Source organism: Pseudomonas sp. p106 (genome assembly GCF_003936645.1).
GTDB lineage: Bacteria > Pseudomonadota > Gammaproteobacteria > Pseudomonadales > Pseudomonadaceae > Aquipseudomonas > Aquipseudomonas putida_E.
Genome location: NZ_RHQR01000010.1, coordinates 104500 through 121907, shown reverse-complemented (window position 1 = coordinate 121907; position 17408 = coordinate 104500). Strand labels below are relative to the sequence as shown.

Genomic DNA, 17408 nt, shown 5'->3' with positions numbered 1-17408 from the left:
CGCGCCGCGTCTTCCGTGCGAGCCAGTCAAGGGCCGCAGGAAACTTGCTTGGAGGAGAGAACTTTTGCGAAAAGCCCGAGTCTATGTTTGCAAGCCCGAACGATGGCTGATGCAACGCTCCTTCGAGTTCACTGAGGAGTGTTCATGCTAACCCAGGAAGAGGATCAGCAGCTTGTCGAGCGCGTGCAGCGCGGTGACAGGCGAGCGTTCGATCTGTTGGTGCTGAAGTATCAGCACAAGATTCTCGGGTTGATCGTGCGGTTCGTTCACGATACCCACGAGGCCCAGGATGTAGCGCAGGAAGCCTTTATCAAGGCCTACCGTGCGCTTGGCAATTTCCGCGGTGACAGTGCGTTTTATACCTGGCTGTACCGCATCGCCATCAACACGGCGAAGAACTATCTGGTGTCCCGTGGAAGACGGCCGCCAGACAGCGATGTGAGCTCCGAGGATGCGGAGTTTTACGACGGCGATCATGGCCTCAAGGATCTCGAGTCCCCAGAACGCTCCCTGTTGCGGGATGAAATCGAAGGCACAGTCCATCGCACCATCCAGCAACTGCCTGAAGATTTGCGCACGGCTCTGACCCTGCGTGAGTTCGACGGGTTGAGTTACGAAGACATTGCCAGTGTCATGCAATGTCCGGTGGGTACCGTGCGCTCTCGAATCTTCCGCGCTCGGGAGGCCATAGACAAAGCCCTGCAGCCCTTGTTGCAGGAAACCTGAGACAGCGGCGACAGCCAAGAGAGGAACCGCCATGAGTCGTGAAGCTTTGCAGGAATCGCTGTCCGCGGTAATGGATAACGAAGCGGACGAACTGGAATTGCGACGGGTGCTGAGCGCCGTCGACGATGCCGAAACCCGTGCCACCTGGTCGCGTTACCAGGTAGCCCGCGCAGCGATGCACAAGGAGCTGTTGCTGCCGAAACTGGATATCGCCTCGGCGGTGTCTGCCGCCCTGGCTGACGAAGTCGTACCGGCCAAAGTCAAGCAAGGCCCATGGCGCAGCATTGGCCGCCTGGCCGTTGCCGCCTCGGTTACCGTTGCTGTGCTGGCTGGTGTACGCATGTACAACCAGGACGAGATCACCGGCGCCGAGCTGGCTTCGCAGCAACCTGCCCAGCAAGGCCTGAGCATGCCACAAACTCAGGGCCCGGCTGTTTTGGCAGGCTATAGTGAAGGCAGTGAGCAACCGACCGGGCCGATGGCCAATGGCGTGCTGCAGAACCAGGCCGGCTGGGATCAGCGTCTGCCGGGGTATCTGCGCCAGCACGCGCAGGAATCCGCGCTCAAGGGTACTGAAACTGCCCTGCCGTATGCCCGCGCCGCCAGCCTGGAAAACCGCTAAGTAAGGAGGATCATGCGCGCGCTACCTCTCCTGTCGCTGCTTTTAGGCAGTTGCATGACGGTGCCAGCATTGGCAGCCAATTCGTCGCCCCAGGCAAGCGAATGGCTGAACAAGCTGGCACAGGCCGAACAAAGGCAGAGTTACCAGGGCTCCTTCGTTTACGAACGAAACGGCAGCTTCTCATCCCACGACATCTGGCATCGGGTTCAGGACGGCAAGGTCAGCGAGCGATTGCTCCAGCTTGACGGTGCCGCCCAGGAAATCGTGCGGGTGGACGGCAAGGTGCAATGCGTCAGTGGTGCATTGGCCAGTGGCGTGAGCAACTTGCCCGATGCCGCGCCGCGCATGCTTGACCCCCTCAAACTGATGAGCTGGTACGATTTGGCTGTAGCAGGCAAGGCACGGGTCGCCGGGCGCGACGCGGTCATTGTCACGCTTAGTCCGCGCGACCAGCACCGCTACGCATTTGAAATGCACCTGGACAGCAAAACCGGCCTGCCGCTGCGCTCGTTGATGCTCAACGACAAGGGGCAGTTGCTCGAGCGCTTCCAGATGACGCGCCTTGATACCGATGACCTGCCTACCGATGCCGATTTGAAGGCCAGTGCCGCCTGCAAACCGGTGGAGCGTGTGGCCCGCCCCAAGACCGAAGCCGTTGCAGGCTGGCGCTCGGACTGGCTGCCACCGGGTTTCGAGCTGATCAACAGTACCGTACGGCGTGACCCTTCTGGCGATAGCACCATCAGCAGCCTCATGTATGACGATGGCCTGGCACGCTTCTCGGTGTTTCTGGAGCTGGTCACGGAAGATGCCAGCGCTGATGTGCGTACTCAGCTAGGCCCTACTTCGGCCGTTTCACGTCGCCTTAACACGCCCAAGGGTAAGGTGATGGTCACTGTGGTCGGCGAAATTCCATTAGGTACTGCAGAACGCGTCGCATTGTCGATGCGTCCACAGGATGCTCAGGCGCGCCAGTAATGGCGCCCTTTTTCGGCTCATGACAAGGCGCACGGACATGCGGCTGAAATGAAATTAAAGCATTGTCATTTGCAATCCATCTGTAAATTTTCTATAGGTCAGGCTTCTTGGAGTCTGGCCTTTCCTGCTTTTGCAGGCGGTCTTACGCTAACTACGCTCGTTGTGACGGGAGCCGTATGTCAATACCACGCTTGAAATCCTACCTATCGATGTTCGCCGCCGTGCTGATGCTTGGCCAGGTGCTGACCGCCCAGGCCGAGGAGGCCCTGCCGGACTTCACCACCTTGGTCGAGCAGGCCTCGCCGGCCGTCGTCAACATCAGTACCAAGCAAAAGCTGCCTGACCGCCGTGTCGCTGCCGGTCAGATGCCGGACCTCGAAGGCTTGCCGCCGATGTTCCGCGAGTTCTTCGAGCGCAACATGCCGCAACAGCCGCGTTCGCCACGTGGTGACCGCCAGCGCGAGGCCCAGTCGCTGGGCTCAGGCTTCATCATTTCCAGTGACGGTTATGTGCTGACCAACAATCACGTGGTTGCCGATGCCGACGAGATCATCGTCCGTCTGTCCGATCGCAGCGAGCTGCAGGCCAAACTGGTCGGCACCGACCCGCGCACCGATGTGGCCCTGCTCAAGGTCGACGGCAAGAACCTGCCCACCGTCAAACTGGGCGACTCCGAGAAGCTCAAGGTAGGTGAGTGGGTGCTGGCCATCGGTTCGCCGTTCGGTTTCGATCATTCGGTGACCAAAGGGATCGTCAGCGCCAAAGGCCGCACCCTGCCCAATGACACCTACGTGCCCTTCATTCAGACCGACGTGGCCATCAACCCGGGCAACTCCGGCGGGCCGCTGTTCAACATGAATGGCGAAGTAGTGGGTATCAACTCGCAGATCTTCACCCGTTCGGGCGGTTTCATGGGCCTGTCGTTCGCCATCCCGATCGATGTCGCGATCGATGTCTCCAACCAGTTGAAGAAGGACGGCAAGGTCAGCCGCGGCTGGCTGGGCGTGGTCATTCAGGAAGTCAACAAGGACCTGGCTGAATCCTTCGGCCTCGACAAGCCGGCCGGTGCCCTGGTGGCGCAGGTGCTGGAAGATGGCCCGGCAGCCAAGAGCGGCCTGCAGGTGGGCGACGTGATCCTGAGCATGAACGGCCAGCCGATCGTCATGTCGGCCGACCTGCCGCATCTGGTAGGCACCCTGAAGGCTGGCGCCAAGGCCAAGCTTGAGATCATCCGTAATGGCAAGCGCCAGAACCTGGATGTGACCATTGGTGCGATGCCTGATGACGATGCCGATATCGGTACCGGTACGGGCGCCGATGGCAGCGCAGAGCGCAGCAGCAACCGCTTGGGTGTTTCCGTCTCTGACCTGACCGCCGAGCAGAAGAAATCGCTGGAGCTCAAGGGTGGCGTCGTCATCAAAGAAGTCCAGGATGGCCCGGCAGCCATGATTGGGCTGCGTCCGGGTGACGTTATCAGCCACTTGAACAACCAGGCGATCGCCTCGGCCAAGCAGTTCACCGAAATTGCCAAGGACCTGCCGAAGAACCGTTCGGTGTCCATGCGCGTGCTGCGCCAGGGCCGGGCGAGCTTCATCACCTTCAAGCTTGCTGAATAAGCCGGCTTGCCGGTTGCAAAGGGCAGCTTCGGCTGCCCTTTTTCATGAGAGTTCACAATTCTTGGCGGGAGTCAGCCTGTATCGTGCGTCAGAGGAATCTCCCATATCCCTGCTGGTTGAGGTACAATTCCCGGCTATTTTTCGGCGGGCGTCCGGCTCGCAGCCTTTTCGAGTGTTGACCCGTGAGTGATTTGAGTCATATCCGCAATTTCTCCATCATCGCCCACATCGACCATGGCAAGTCGACGCTGGCCGACCGTTTCATCCAGATGTGCGGTGGCCTGTCGGCACGCGAAATGGAAGCTCAGGTTCTGGATTCCATGGACCTGGAGCGCGAACGCGGGATCACCATCAAGGCCCACAGCGTCACGCTTCACTACAAGGCGCAGGACGGCAAGACCTACCAGCTGAACTTCATCGATACGCCCGGCCACGTCGACTTCACCTATGAAGTCTCGCGTTCGCTGGCGGCCTGCGAAGGTGCGCTGCTGGTGGTGGACGCCGGCCAGGGCGTCGAAGCCCAGTCCGTGGCCAACTGCTACACCGCCATCGAGCAGGGCCTTGAGGTCATGCCGGTCCTGAACAAGATGGACCTGCCCCAGGCCGACCCTGATCGGGTCAAGGACGAGATCGAGAAGATCATCGGCATCGACGCTACCGACGCGGTGGCGTGCAGTGCCAAGAGCGGCATGGGCGTCGACGAGGTGCTCGAGCGCTTGGTCCACACCATTCCCGCGCCTGTGGGCGAGATCGATGCCCCGCTGCAGGCGTTGATCATCGACTCCTGGTTCGACAACTACCTGGGCGTGGTTTCGTTGGTGCGCGTGCGTCAGGGCCGCGTCAAGAAGGGCGACAAGATCCTGGTCAAGTCCACCGGCAAGGTGCACCTGGTCGACAGCGTGGGTGTCTTCACCCCGAAACATACCCAGACCGCTGATCTGAAAGCCGGTGAAGTAGGCTTCATCATTGCCAGCATCAAGGACATCCATGGTGCGCCGGTCGGTGACACCCTGACCTTGTCCTCGACTCCCGAGGTCGAAATGCTGGCCGGTTTCAAGAAGATCCAGCCGCAGGTTTATGCCGGCCTGTTCCCGGTCAGCTCCGACGATTTCGAGGACTTCCGCGACGCCCTGCAGAAGCTGACCCTGAACGACTCGTCGCTGCAATACATGCCCGAAAGCTCCGATGCACTGGGCTTCGGCTTCCGTTGCGGCTTCCTGGGCATGCTGCACATGGAGATCATCCAGGAGCGCCTGGAGCGCGAATACGACCTGGACCTGATCACCACGGCTCCGAGCGTGATCTACGAGCTGGAACTCAAGACCGGCGAAACCATCGTTGTCGACAACCCGTCGAAGCTGCCTGATGTTTCGGCTGTCACGGACTTCCGCGAGCCGATCGTCACCGCGACCATCCTGGTGCCGCAGGAGCATCTGGGCAACGTCATCACCCTGTGCATCGAGAAGCGTGGCGTACAGCGCGACATGCAGTTCCTCGGCAGCCAGGTGCAGGTGCGTTATGACATGCCGATGAACGAAGTGGTGCTGGACTTCTTCGACCGCCTGAAGTCGACCAGCCGCGGCTATGCTTCGCTGGACTATCATTTCGATCGCTACCAGTCGGCCAACCTGGTCAAGCTGGATGTACTGATCAACGGCGACAAGGTCGATGCCCTGGCATTGATCGTGCACCGCGACAACGCGGCCTATAAAGGCCGTGCGTTGACCGAGAAGATGAAGGAACTGATCCCTCGGCAGATGTTCGATGTGGCGATCCAGGCAGCCATTGGCGGCCAGATCATCGCGCGGACAACCGTCAAGGCGCTCAGAAAGAACGTACTGGCCAAGTGCTACGGTGGTGACGTCAGCCGTAAGAAAAAGCTGCTGGAGAAGCAGAAGGCCGGTAAGAAACGCATGAAACAGGTGGGCAACGTGGAGATTCCACAAGAAGCCTTCCTCGCCGTGCTCAGGTTGGATAGCTAGGTCCTATGTCGCTAAATTTCCCGCTGTTGCTAGTCATCGCCGTAGCCGTTTGCGGTCTGTTGGGCTTGATCGACCTGCTGTTCCTGGCCCCGCGCCGGCGGGCGGCAGTCGCCAACTACCAGGGTAGCGTCACCCAGCCAGAAATGGCCGTGGTCGAGCGCCTGAACAAGGAACCGCTGCTGGTCGAGTACGGCAAGTCGTTCTTCCCGGTGCTGTTCATCGTACTGGTGCTGCGCTCGTTCCTGGTAGAGCCGTTCCAGATCCCCTCGGGGTCGATGAAACCGACCCTGGAAGTGGGCGACTTCATCCTGGTGAACAAGTTCTCGTACGGCATTCGCCTGCCGGTGATCGACAAGAAGGTCATCGAGGTGGGTGACCCGCAACGCGGTGATGTGATGGTGTTCCGCTACCCAAGCGACCCGAACGTCAACTACATCAAGCGTGTGGTGGGCCTGCCAGGTGACCAGATCCGCTACACCAGCGACAAGCGGTTGTTCGTCAATGGCAAGCCCATTGCCGAGCAATTGGTCGGCGCCGAGCCCGGCACCCTGGGCAGCGCCGAGCTGTACAAGGAAAAGCTGGGCGAAGCCGAGCACCTGATCCGCAAGGAAATGACCCGTTATCGCATGCCGCCGGACCAGCAGTGGACCGTGCCGGCCGGCCATTACTTCATGATGGGCGACAACCGCGACAACTCCAACGACAGCCGTTACTGGGATGACCCGAACATTCCCAAGGAACTGCACGGCATGGTTCCGGACCGGAACATCGTCGGCAAGGCCTTCGCGGTCTGGATGAGCTGGCCAGAGCCCAAGCTCAGCCACTTGCCCAACCTGTCGCGGGTCGGCCTGATCCATTGATACCCTTCGGCGCTGTCCAGCAGACAGCGCCGAATGCATTTCTGACATAGGCTGTGTTCTCAGGGATCGAGAGATTCGTCGCTCGCCGCGACGGGCCATAGCCAAACAGTCTTTCAGGATGTTGATTTGAACAACGCGTTGAACAACCAACGGGTGGCTGCATGAGTGCTTCCCTTGCCCGTCTCGAGCGCAAGCTCGGTTACACCTTCAAAGACCAGGACCAGATGGTGCTGGCCCTGACCCATCGCAGCTACGCCGGGCGCAACAATGAGCGCCTGGAGTTTCTCGGCGATGCCATTCTGAACTTCGTGGCCGGCGAGGCGCTGTTCGAGCGCTTCCCGCAGGCCCGCGAAGGCCAGCTGTCGCGCTTGCGTGCGCGCTTGGTCAAGGGCGAAACCCTGGCCCGGCTGGCCCGCGGTTTCGACCTGGGTGAGTACCTGCGCCTGGGCTCCGGTGAGCTCAAGAGCGGCGGTTTCCGCCGCGAGTCGATCCTGGCCGATGCCCTCGAAGCCCTGATCGGCGCCATCTACCTTGATGCCGACATGCAGACCGCCCGCGAGCGCGTGCTGGCCTGGCTGACCGACGAGTTCGAAAGCCTGACCCTTGTCGACACCAACAAAGACCCGAAAACCCGCCTGCAGGAGTTTCTGCAGTCGCGTAGCTGTGAGCTGCCTCGCTACGAGGTGGTGGACATCCAGGGCGAACCGCACTGCCGTACCTTCTTCGTCGAATGCGAAGTGGTGCTGCTGAACAACAAGAGCCGTGGCCAGGGCGTGAGCCGGCGTATTGCCGAGCAAGTCGCCGCCGCCGCCGCATTGATCGCCCTGGGCGTGGAGAATGGCAATGACTGAGAACAATCCGACCCGCTGCGGTTACGTGGCCATCGTCGGCCGCCCCAACGTGGGCAAGTCGACCTTGCTCAACCATATCCTCGGCCAGAAGCTGGCGATCACCTCGCGCAAGCCACAGACTACCCGCCACAACATGCTCGGCATCAAGACCGAGGGTGATGTGCAGGCCATCTACGTCGACACCCCCGGCATGCACAAGGCCAACGACAAGGCCTTGAACCGCTACATGAACCGCAATGCCTCGGCGGCCCTGAAGGACGTCGATGTGGTGATTTTCGTGGTCGACCGTACGCGCTGGACCGATGAGGACCAACTGGTGCTCGAACGCGTTCAGTACGTGACCGGCCCGCTGATCATCGCAGTCAACAAAACCGACCGCATGGACGAAAAAGCCGAGCTGATCCCGCACCTGCAGTGGCTGCAGGAGCAACTGCCCAATGCCGAGGTCGTACCCATCTCAGCCCAGCAGGGGCACAACCTGGACGCACTCGAGGCGCTGATTGCCAAGCACCTGCCGGAGAATGATCACTTCTTCCCGGAAGACCAGATCACCGACCGCAGCAGCCGCTTCCTGGCCGCTGAACTGGTGCGCGAGAAAATCATGCGCCAGCTGGGTGCGGAATTGCCGTACCAGATCACCGTGGAGATCGAGGAGTTCAAGCAGCAGGGCCATGTGCTGCACATCCATGCGTTGATCCTGGTGGAGCGTGACGGCCAGAAGAAGATCATCATTGGCGACAAGGGCGAGCGCATCAAGCGCATTGGCTCCGACGCGCGCAAGGACATGGAAACCCTGTTCGACGCCAAGGTCATGCTCAACCTCTGGGTCAAGGTCAAAGGCGGCTGGTCCGATGACGAGCGTGCACTGCGCTCGCTGGGCTACGGCGACCTGTAACCCCTCCAGCGGCCCGGATCTCTCCGGGCCGCTCTGCTTTCAGGCCACACTTCATGGAACAACCTGTCGGCCAGCCGGCCTACGTGCTGCACAGCCGTGCCTACAAGGAAACCAGCGCGCTGGTGGACTTCTTCACGCCGCAGGGGCGCGTGCGCGCGGTGTTGCGCCGTGCAAGGGGCAAGGGTGGCAGCCTGGTGCGGCCGTTCGTGCCGCTGGAAGTGGAACTGCGCGGCCGCAGTGAGCTAAAAAACGTCGGGCGCCTGGACAGCATGGGCATCGCGGCCTGGCTGCACGGCGACGCACTGTTCAGCGGCCTCTACCTCAATGAACTGCTGATGCGCCTGCTACCTGCCGAAGCACCACAACCGGAACTGTTCGAGCACTACGCCCTGACCTTGCAGGCCCTGGCCGCCGGGCGCCCGCTGGAGCCACTGCTGCGCTCCTTCGAATGGCGCCTGCTGGAAGACCTGGGTTACGCCTTTGCGCTTGACCACGACGTCAGCGACGAGCCGATCGAAGCCGACGGGCTGTACCGCTTGCAGGTCGATGCCGGCCTTGAACGCGTTTACCTGGTTCAGCCTGGCTTGTTCAATGGCGCCGAACTGTTGGCCCTCGCCCAGGCCGACTGGGATGCACCTGGTGCGCTGCTCGCGGCCAAGCGCCTGATGCGTCAGGCGTTGGCGGTCCATCTGGGGCCAAAACCGCTGGTCAGCCGGGAACTGTTTCGCAAGCGCTGAGCTCGTCGTATGCTGTGGGGCTAAATCTTCAGGAGAGCTTTTCGTGACTCACAGCAACCGCATGCTTCTCGGCGTCAACATCGACCACGTGGCTACCTTGCGCCAGGCCCGCGGCACACGCTATCCGGACCCGGTCAAGGCTGCGCTGGATGCCGAGGAAGCAGGCGCCGATGGCATCACCGTGCACTTGCGCGAAGACCGCCGGCACATACAGGAGCGCGATGTGGTGCTGCTCAAGGACGTGCTGCAAACCCGCATGAACTTCGAGATGGGCGTCACTGAAGAGATGATGGTGTTCGCCGAAAAGATTCGCCCGGCGCATATCTGTTTGGTACCTGAAACACGCCAGGAACTGACCACCGAGGGCGGCCTCGATGTGGCTGGGCAGGAGGCACGCATCAAGGCTGCGGTAGAGCGCCTGTCGCGCACTGGCGCCGAAGTGTCGCTGTTCATTGACGCCGACGAGCGGCAGATCGAAGCCTCGCGCCGTGTGGGTGCCCCGGCCATCGAGCTGCATACCGGTCGTTATGCCGATGCCCAGACGCCGACTGAGGTGGCTGAGGAGCTCAAGCGGATCGTCGACGGCGTCGCTTTTGGCGTCGGTCAGGGGCTGATCGTCAATGCCGGGCATGGCCTGCATTACCACAATGTCGAGGCGGTGGCGGCAATCAAGGGCATCAATGAATTGAACATTGGCCACGCTTTGGTGGCCCATGCACTGTTCGTAGGTTTCAAGGCGGCGGTGGCAGAGATGAAGGCGCTGATCGTCGCAGCTTCGCGCTGATCATCTGCGCTGCGTTATGCAGGCGGCCAATCGCCGGCAAGCTTGCTCCCACAGGTACAGCGCAGGCCTCAAGAGCTGCGCAGTCCCGGTGGGGGCTTTTCATTTGCGCGCCAACAGCGTGGCGCGGCGTGGGGCGGGCAACCCCTCGATGGTCTTGCTATGGTCGTTCGGGTCGAGGAAGTCCCCCAGCGACTGGTAGCGCATCCATTCGGTGCTGCGCTGCTCCTCGACGCTGGTCACACTGACATCCACGCAGCGCACATCGCTGAAACCCGCACGGCGCAACCAGCGCTCCAGCGCCGGGACCGACGGCAGATACCAGACATTGCGCATCTGCGCGTAGCGGTCTTCAGGCACCAGTACCTGCTGCTCGTCGCCCTCGACCACTAGCGTCTCCAGTACCAGCTCACCCCCTTTGACCAGGCAGTCCTTGAGCGCCAGCAGGTGCTCGATGGGGGAGCGGCGATGGTAGAACACCCCCATGGAAAACACCGTGTCAAAACCTTCCAGGCTGGCTGGCAGTTCCTCCAGCGCAAACGGCAGGTGCCAGGCCGGCAAGTCGGGCAGGTACCGCTGCACGGCCTGGAACTGGCAGAAGAACAGCCAGTTGGGGTCAACCCCGATGACCATGTCGGCGCCTGCACCGAGCATGCGCCATTGGTAATAGCCGTTGCCGCAACCGACATCGAGCACACGCTTGCCCTGCAGGTCCAGGTGCGGAGCCACGCGCGACCACTTCCAGTCCGAGCGCCACTCAGTGTCGACATGCACGCCGAACAGGTCGAACGGCCCTTTGCGCCAGGGCGACAGGCCCATCAGGGCCTGGCGCATCTGCGCGCGGGTGGCGTCGTCGCAGTCACAGTCCAGACGCAGGCCGTCGGCCAGGTCGATTTCGCTTGGCTGCAGTGCCGGCAGGGCGTCCAGCGCACCGCGCCAGCGCTCGAGGTCGCCGTGGCCTTTCTCCAGCTTGGCTTGAAGTTGTGCTTGCAGGCCTTGCGACCATAAAGCCAGTGGGGTGCCCGCCAGGCGGCGGACGAGGGGGGACAGATCGATCATGGCAGGGCTATCAGCGAGGCGAAATTAAGGCATTGGAACCAAGGCACCACCTTGCTGAAGCCCGCCGCGCGCAGGCGCTCGGTGTGGGTGTGCAGGGTGTCGGGTTTCATCACGTTCTCGATGGCGCTGCGCTTCTGGGCGATTTCCAGTTCGCTGTAGCCATTGGCACGCTTGAAGTCCAGGTGCAGTTCATTGAGTAGGGTCTGCTCCTGGTCATCGGCGAAATGCAGTTTCTCCGAGAGGATCAGCGCGCCACCGGGCAGCAATGCCTGACGGATGCGGCCGAGCAACGCCAGGCGCTGTTCAGGGGCGATGAACTGCAGGGTGAAGTTCATCGCCACCACCGAGGCGGGCTCGAAGGGCAGGGCCAGGATGTCGGCGTCCAGTACCTGAACCGGCAGCAGTTCCTGGAACATCGAGTCCTGCGCGGTGAGGTACTGGCGGCAACGTTCGACCATGGCCGCGGAGTTGTCCACCGCGATCACCCGGCAGCCCTCGCTGCGCACATGGCGGCGCAGCGACTGGGTAACGGCGCCAAGGGACGCGCCGAGGTCATACAGGGCGGTATCGGGCTGGGCGAAGCGCGCCGCGAGCACACCAAGGTTCTCGACGATGGTCGGGTAACCGGGCACCGAGCGCTTGATCATGTCCGGGAACACGCGCACCACGTCTTCGTTGAACACGAAGTCGGGAACTTGCTCCAGAGGCTGGGCGAAAAGGCGGTCGGGTTGTTTGCTCACGGTGAATCCAGGCGGCTGACAATTGGCAGGGCCGGCATTCTAGCCAAACCGCGCCAAGGATGCATGGTCGGCTGACCAGCGCTGTGCGTTCAGTTGACCTGCACCGCGCAGTCGAAGGTCTGTACAGGCCGAACTTCCGGGGCCCAGGGCTGCTGATAGACCAGCACCAGATGGCCTTCGCCTGCGGCACGGGCTTCGAAGCGCCAGGTGGAAATGCCCGCGCTGCCGACGATGCCGGCTTCCTCGGGGGCGCTGTAGACCTCGGGGCCGAGGCTGCGCAAGATGTTCGAGGCCGGGTTCTGCACCAGCCAGCGGTAGCCGGTGGAGGGGTTGCTGGGCAGGGTCAGGGTGAGCGCCTGGCCGACCTGCATGCGCTTTGGGCATTCGCTTTCAGCGTCCAGTTCGACGGTTTGCCTGGGCTGCTGGGCGCAGGCGGTAAGCAGGACGAGGCTCAGGGGAACGAGCAGACGAGGGACAGTCATGGTAGCTCCAGAGGCTGGCGAAGGCCTGAGGATAACCGATGATAGACGGGTTTTGTGCTATCAGTGCCGCCCTCATCGCCGGCTTGCCGGCGATGAGGGCGTTGCGGGTCAGAACAGCACTTTAGCCACGTCGGCAAAGCGCTTGGCAAAGTGCACGGTCAGCCCTTCACGCAAGTACTCAGGCAATTCTTCGAAGTCCCCGCGGTTGGGCTCGGGCAGGATGAGTTCGAAAATCTTCTGCCGCCGCGCTGCGATGACCTTCTCGCGCACACCACCAATCGGCAGTACCTGGCCGGTGAGGGTCAGCTCGCCGGTCATGGCCACCCCTTTTTTCGGTGCCTGGTCACGGGCCAGCGACAGCAGTGCGCTGGCCATGGTGATACCGGCGCTCGGCCCATCCTTGGGCGTGGCGCCTTCTGGCACGTGCAGGTGAATGAAGGCTTCGTTGAAGAAAGCCGGATCACCACCAAATTGCTTGAGGTTGGAGCTGACGTAGCTGTAGGCGATCTCGGCAGATTCCTTCATCACGTCACCCAGCTTGCCGGTGAGCTTGAAGCCGCGATTGAGCGTGTGGATGCGGGTTGCCTCGATCGGCAATGTCGCGCCACCCATGCTGGTCCAGGCAAGGCCGGTAATCACGCCTTTGCCTGCCAGCACCTGTTCACTGCGGAACACGGGTATGCCGAGTGCGGCCTCCAGGTCTTTGGTGCCGATCTTGAGCTTGGCATCCGGGGCTTCGAGCAGCTTGACCACGGCCTTGCGCACCAGTTTGCCCAGCTGTTTTTCCAGCTGGCGTACGCCGGCTTCGCGGGCATAGCCCTCGATCACGGCGCGCAGGGCGCTATCGCTGATGGCCAGGCTGGTCTTGGCCACGCCGGCCTTTGCCAGCTGTTTGGGCCACAGGTGACGCTTGGCGATGGCCAGTTTCTCTTCGGTGATGTAGCCGGACAGGCGGATCACTTCCATACGGTCGAGCAGAGGGCCGGGGATCGAGTCCAGCGTGTTGGCGGTACACACGAACAGCACCTTGGACAGGTCCAGGCGCAGGTCCAGGTAATGGTCGAGGAAGTCGACGTTCTGTTCGGGGTCCAGGGTTTCCAGCAGCGCCGAGGCCGGGTCGCCCTGGTAGCTCTGGCCCATCTTGTCGATTTCGTCGAGCATGATCACCGGGTTCATCACCTCGACATCCTTCAGCGCCTGCACCAGCTTGCCTGGTTGGGCGCCGATGTAGGTGCGCCGGTGCCCCTTGATCTCGGCCTCGTCGCGCATGCCGCCGACGCTGAACCGGTAGAACGGGCGCCCAAGCGATTCGGCGATGGACTTGCCGATGCTGGTCTTGCCCACGCCTGGCGGGCCCACCAGCAGCACGATCGAACCACTGATCTCGCCCTTCCAGGCGCCCACGGCGAGGAACTCCAGGATGCGTTCCTTGATGTCATCGAGGCCCGCGTGATGCTGGTCGAGCACCTTGCGCGCATGCTTGAGGTCGAGCTTGTCCTTGCCATATACACCCCAGGGCAGCGCACTGGCCCAATCCAGGTAGTTGCGGGTGACGGCGTATTCGGGGGAGCCGGTTTCAAGAATGGCCAGCTTGGCCATTTCTTCATCGATGCGCTTTTTTGCCTGCTCTGGCAGGGTCTTGCCTTGCAGGCGCTGTTGGAACTGTTCGAGGTCGGCACTGCGGTCGTCCTTGGTCAGGCCAAGCTCCTGCTGGATGACCTTGAGCTGTTCCTTGAGGAAGAATTCGCGCTGGTGCTCGCCGATCTGCCGGTTGACCTCGGCGGAAATCTCATTCTGCAGGCGCGCAACTTCGACCTCTTTGCGCAGCATCGGCAGGACCTTTTCCATACGCTTGAGCATGGGCACGCAATCGAGCACTTCCTGCAACTGGTTGCCGGTGGCCGAGGTAAGTGCGGCGGCAAAGTCGGTCAGTGGCGATGGGTCGTTGGGACTGAAGCGGTTGAGGTAGTTCTTCAGCTCCTCGCTGTACAGCGGGTTGAGCGGCAGCAGTTCCTTGATCGCATTGATCAGGGCCATGCCGTAGGCCTTGACCTCGTCGGTCGGCTCGCTTGGCTGGCGTGGGTATTCGACTTCGACCAGATAGGGCGGGCGATGGTGCTTGAGCCAGGTGCGGATGCGTACACGGGTCAGGCCCTGGGCGACGAACTGCAGCTTGCCGTTTTCGCGGCTGGCATGGTGCACCTTGACCAGGGTGCCGTACTCCGGCAAGGCCGCAGTGTCGAAATGGCGGTGGTCTTCGGGAGGGGTGTCCATGAAGAACAGGGCCAGGCAGTGGTCCGGTGTCTTGGCCACCAGGTCGAGGGTTTCGGCCCAAGGCTCTTCGTTGACGATGACCGGCAGTACTTGTGCTGGGAAGAACGGGCGGTTGTGGATCGGAATCACGTAGACCTTGTCCGGCAATTGCTGGCCGGGCAGGGCGAGGGCGTGGCCGGTTTGGGCCTGACCATCAAGGTGTTCGATTTCGCTGTTTTCGTCGGGTTGTTCCGGAAAATCCTGCTGGTCGCTCATGGGGCACCTGCGTGAATGGCTATGGTGCTTAGATGGGGCGCGGGGGAATGGGTTTCAAGCTTCAAGCTGCAAGCTTCAAGCCGCAAGAAAAAAGCGGGACCTCACAGGCCCCGCTTTCGCTTGTAGCTTGCCGCTTAGTCGGCGAGTTTGTAAGCGATGATGTAATCGCCCATTTTGGTGCCCAGTGAGCCGTGGCCGCCGGCGACGATCAGCACGTACTGTTTGCCGTCCTTGCCGGTGTAGGTCATCGGCGTGGCCTGGCCACCCGCTGGCAGTCGGGCTTTCCACAGTTCCTTGCCGTTGTTCACGTCATAAGCACGCAGGTACTGGTCCAGAGTGCCGCTGAGGAAGCCGACACCACCAGCAGTGACGATCGAGCCGCCCATGCTCGGCACACCTACCGGCATGCCGATCGGTATCGGAGTGCTGTCACGGGTGGTGCCGTTCTTGCGCTTCCACACCACTTTATTGGTGAACAGGTCGATGGCCGCCACGTAACCCCAGGCCGGTGCCTGGCACGGAACCCCCAGCGGCGACATGAACGGATGCATGATCACAGCGTAAGGCGCACCTGTGTTGGGCTGCACGCCGCTTGTTTCGCTTTCGCGCTTGCTGCCGGCGGCAACCTGTTCACGCGGCACCATTTTCGACACGAAGGCCATGTAGTTGGGCGAGGTGAACAGCAGTTGGCGCACCGGGTCGACCGAGACGCTGCCCCAGTTGAACACACCTACGTTGCCCGGGTAGACCAGCGAGCCTTGCTCGGAGGGTGGAGTGTACTGGCCCTCATAGCGCAGTTCGCGGAACTGTATGCGGCACAGCATCTGGTCGAACGGTGTGGCACCCCACATGGCCTGTTCGGTCAGGTCCGGGCCGAGCAGATTGAGGTCGGAGCGGGCCTGGGTCGGTGCAGTGTGGTCACCCTTGACCGCACCTTGCGGTACCGGGATCTCGCGGATCGGCACGATGGGGGTACCGTCGCGGCGGTCGAGCACGTACAGGCTGCCCTGCTTGGTCGGTACGATGATCGCAGGCTTGACGCCTTCCTTGGTCTTCAGATGAACCAGGGTGGGCTGGCTGCCAACATCCATGTCCCACAGGTCGTGGTGGGTGAACTGGTAGTTCCAGCGCGCCTTGCCGGTAGCAAGGTCCAGGGCGACCACGCCTGCGCTGTACTTCTCCGCACCCGGGGTACGGTTGGCGCCATACTGGTCGGGTGTCTGGTTGCCCAGCGGCAGGTAGACCATGCCCAGGTCTTCATCGACGCTGGCCAGTGACCACATGTTGGCCGAGTTGCGGCTGTAGGTCTTGCCCGGGGCCAGTGGCTGGGTATCTTCGGGGTTGTTGCTGTCCCAGTTCCAGACCAGGCGGCCATCGTGCACGTCATAAGCGCGGATCACGCCGGAAGGCTCGTTGGTCGACTCGTTGTCGGTGACATGGCCGCCGATGATGACCAGGCTGCGGGTGACCGCCACCGGCGAGGTGGAGTAATAACCGCCGGCGGTGAACGGGCCGATACCGGTGGTCAGGTCGATCGCGCCCTGGTTGGCGAAGCCTTCGCAGACCTTGCCGTTGTCGGCATTGATGGCGATCAGGCGGGCGTCGGCGGTCGGCAGGTAGAGGCGGCGCGGGCAGGCTTGGGCCACGGCTTGGCCTGCGTCGGAGACTTTCGGCGCCGGGCTGCCGTCGCGGCTGACATAGTTGTTCTCGTCATAGTACGAAACGCCGCGGCAGGTCATGTGGGCGAAGCCCTTGAACGTACCCACCGGGGTCTTGATCTGCGGGTCGTAGCGCCAGATCTCGGCACCAGTGTCCGGGTCCAGGGCCAGCACCTTGCTGTGGGCGGTGCAGGCATAGAGCATGCCGTTGGCCTTCAGCGGGGTGTTTTCGTTGGTCAACTCGACCGGGTCGTTGTCCGTTGGCAGGTCACCGGTGCGGATGCGCCAGGCTTCTTCCAGGCGGTAGGCATTCTGCGGGGTGATCTGGCGCAGCGGCGAATAACGGTCACCATGCTCGGTGCGGCCATAGGCTTGCCAGTCGCCGTCGGGCATGGCCGGTGCGGCACTGCCCATTTCGCTGTTGTCGCGGCCCAGTTCGCCAAACACTTCGCCCGGGTGGGTGAACTGGCTGCCCAGCGCGCAAGCGCCAGAGGCGATCACGGCAATGCTGAGCAGGGCGGTATTGGCCTTGTTGCCCGGGCCGGTCAGCGGGCGGCGTGCCCAAGGCAGCAGCAGCACAACGCCGATGGCGAACCAGATGGCCAGGCGCGGTACCAGTTGCCACCAGTCCAGGCCCACTTCCAGCAGTGCCCATGCCGTGCTGGCTAGCAGCACCAGGCCGTACAGGCCCAGGGCAAGTCGGCGCTGAGCCAGCAGCAGTGCGCCCGAAGCGGCAAAGCCGATACCGGCGATCAGGTAATACAGCGACCCGCCGAGCTGGCTGAGCTTGATGCCGCCCGCCAGCAAGGCCAGGCCCATCAATAGCAGCAGTACGCCCATCAGGCGCGGTAGCCAGCGGCTTCCATTCTTGGCACCGTCAGTGCTCATCGTA

15 protein-coding genes are annotated in these 17408 nt (G+C 62.2%); 10 read left to right on the top strand and 5 right to left on the bottom strand.

All coding sequences use genetic code 11. The features are described from left to right. Positions 1–144: 144 nt before the first annotated feature. The 10 genes from rpoE (at position 145) to pdxJ (ending at position 10051) form a co-directional block, all read left to right on the top strand. A complete protein-coding gene (rpoE, locus tag EGJ09_RS14535) occupies positions 145–726 on the top strand; it encodes an RNA polymerase sigma factor RpoE (RefSeq protein WP_003252049.1) in 582 nt (193 codons plus the stop codon). Positions 727–757: 31 nt separating this feature from the next. Continuing rightward, positions 758–1348: a sigma-E factor negative regulatory protein gene (locus EGJ09_RS14530; RefSeq protein WP_125924241.1), complete on the top strand. Its 591-nt coding sequence runs from the start codon at positions 758–760 to the stop codon at positions 1346–1348. Between the two features lie 12 nt (positions 1349–1360). After that, positions 1361–2326, top strand: a complete 966-nt coding sequence (locus tag EGJ09_RS14525) for a MucB/RseB C-terminal domain-containing protein (protein WP_125924240.1) — start codon at positions 1361–1363, stop codon at positions 2324–2326. A 209-nt stretch (positions 2327–2535) separates the two neighbouring features. Next, the gene (locus EGJ09_RS14520; protein ID WP_196998204.1) at positions 2536–3942 is read left to right on the top strand and encodes a DegQ family serine endoprotease; all 1407 of its coding nucleotides are present in this window, start codon (positions 2536–2538) and stop codon (positions 3940–3942) included. 182 nt (positions 3943–4124) lie between these two features. Then, positions 4125–5924 carry a translation elongation factor 4 gene (gene lepA / locus EGJ09_RS14515; RefSeq protein ID WP_046787795.1) on the top strand — a complete coding sequence of 600 codons (1800 nt, stop codon included), beginning with the start codon at positions 4125–4127 and terminating at the stop codon, positions 5922–5924. A gap of 5 nt (positions 5925–5929) precedes the next feature. Beyond that, positions 5930–6784, top strand: a complete 855-nt coding sequence (gene lepB / locus EGJ09_RS14510; RefSeq protein WP_119688349.1) for a signal peptidase I — start codon at positions 5930–5932, stop codon at positions 6782–6784. A gap of 161 nt (positions 6785–6945) precedes the next feature. Beyond that, positions 6946–7635 carry a ribonuclease III gene (gene rnc, locus EGJ09_RS14505; protein ID WP_012312992.1) on the top strand — a complete coding sequence of 230 codons (690 nt, stop codon included), beginning with the start codon at positions 6946–6948 and terminating at the stop codon, positions 7633–7635. After that, the gene (gene era / locus EGJ09_RS14500; RefSeq protein WP_046787792.1) at positions 7628–8530 is read left to right on the top strand and encodes a GTPase Era; all 903 of its coding nucleotides are present in this window, start codon (positions 7628–7630) and stop codon (positions 8528–8530) included. The genes rnc and era overlap by 8 nt, the downstream gene beginning before the upstream one ends. A gap of 53 nt (positions 8531–8583) precedes the next feature. Further along, positions 8584–9267 carry a DNA repair protein RecO gene (recO, locus tag EGJ09_RS14495; RefSeq protein WP_012312994.1) on the top strand — a complete coding sequence of 228 codons (684 nt, stop codon included), beginning with the start codon at positions 8584–8586 and terminating at the stop codon, positions 9265–9267. A 61-nt stretch (positions 9268–9328) separates the two neighbouring features. Further along, positions 9329–10051 (top strand): pyridoxine 5'-phosphate synthase, encoded by a 723-nt coding sequence (pdxJ, locus tag EGJ09_RS14490; protein WP_218176392.1) that lies wholly within the window; start codon positions 9329–9331, stop codon positions 10049–10051. 99 nt (positions 10052–10150) lie between these two features. On the opposite strand, the gene cmoB is transcribed toward pdxJ, so the two are convergent. The 5 genes from cmoB to EGJ09_RS14465 form a co-directional block, all read right to left on the bottom strand. Continuing rightward, positions 10151–11107, bottom strand: coding sequence for a tRNA 5-methoxyuridine(34)/uridine 5-oxyacetic acid(34) synthase CmoB (cmoB, locus tag EGJ09_RS14485; RefSeq protein WP_125924239.1), 957 nt, complete (start codon positions 11105–11107; stop codon positions 10151–10153). After that, a complete protein-coding gene (cmoA, locus tag EGJ09_RS14480) occupies positions 11104–11847 on the bottom strand; it encodes a carboxy-S-adenosyl-L-methionine synthase CmoA (RefSeq protein WP_046787789.1) in 744 nt (247 codons plus the stop codon). The genes cmoB and cmoA overlap by 4 nt, the downstream gene beginning before the upstream one ends. An 89-nt stretch (positions 11848–11936) precedes the next feature. After that, a complete protein-coding gene (locus EGJ09_RS14475; protein WP_046787788.1) occupies positions 11937–12329 on the bottom strand; it encodes a protease inhibitor I42 family protein in 393 nt (130 codons plus the stop codon). A 108-nt stretch (positions 12330–12437) separates the two neighbouring features. Beyond that, on the bottom strand, positions 12438–14858 hold the full coding sequence (gene lon / locus EGJ09_RS14470) for an endopeptidase La (RefSeq protein WP_046787787.1): 2421 nt from the start codon (positions 14856–14858) through the stop codon (positions 12438–12440). A 134-nt stretch (positions 14859–14992) separates the two neighbouring features. Continuing rightward, positions 14993–17404: a glucose/quinate/shikimate family membrane-bound PQQ-dependent dehydrogenase gene (locus EGJ09_RS14465; protein ID WP_125924238.1), complete on the bottom strand. Its 2412-nt coding sequence runs from the start codon at positions 17402–17404 to the stop codon at positions 14993–14995. Positions 17405–17408 lie beyond the last annotated feature (4 nt).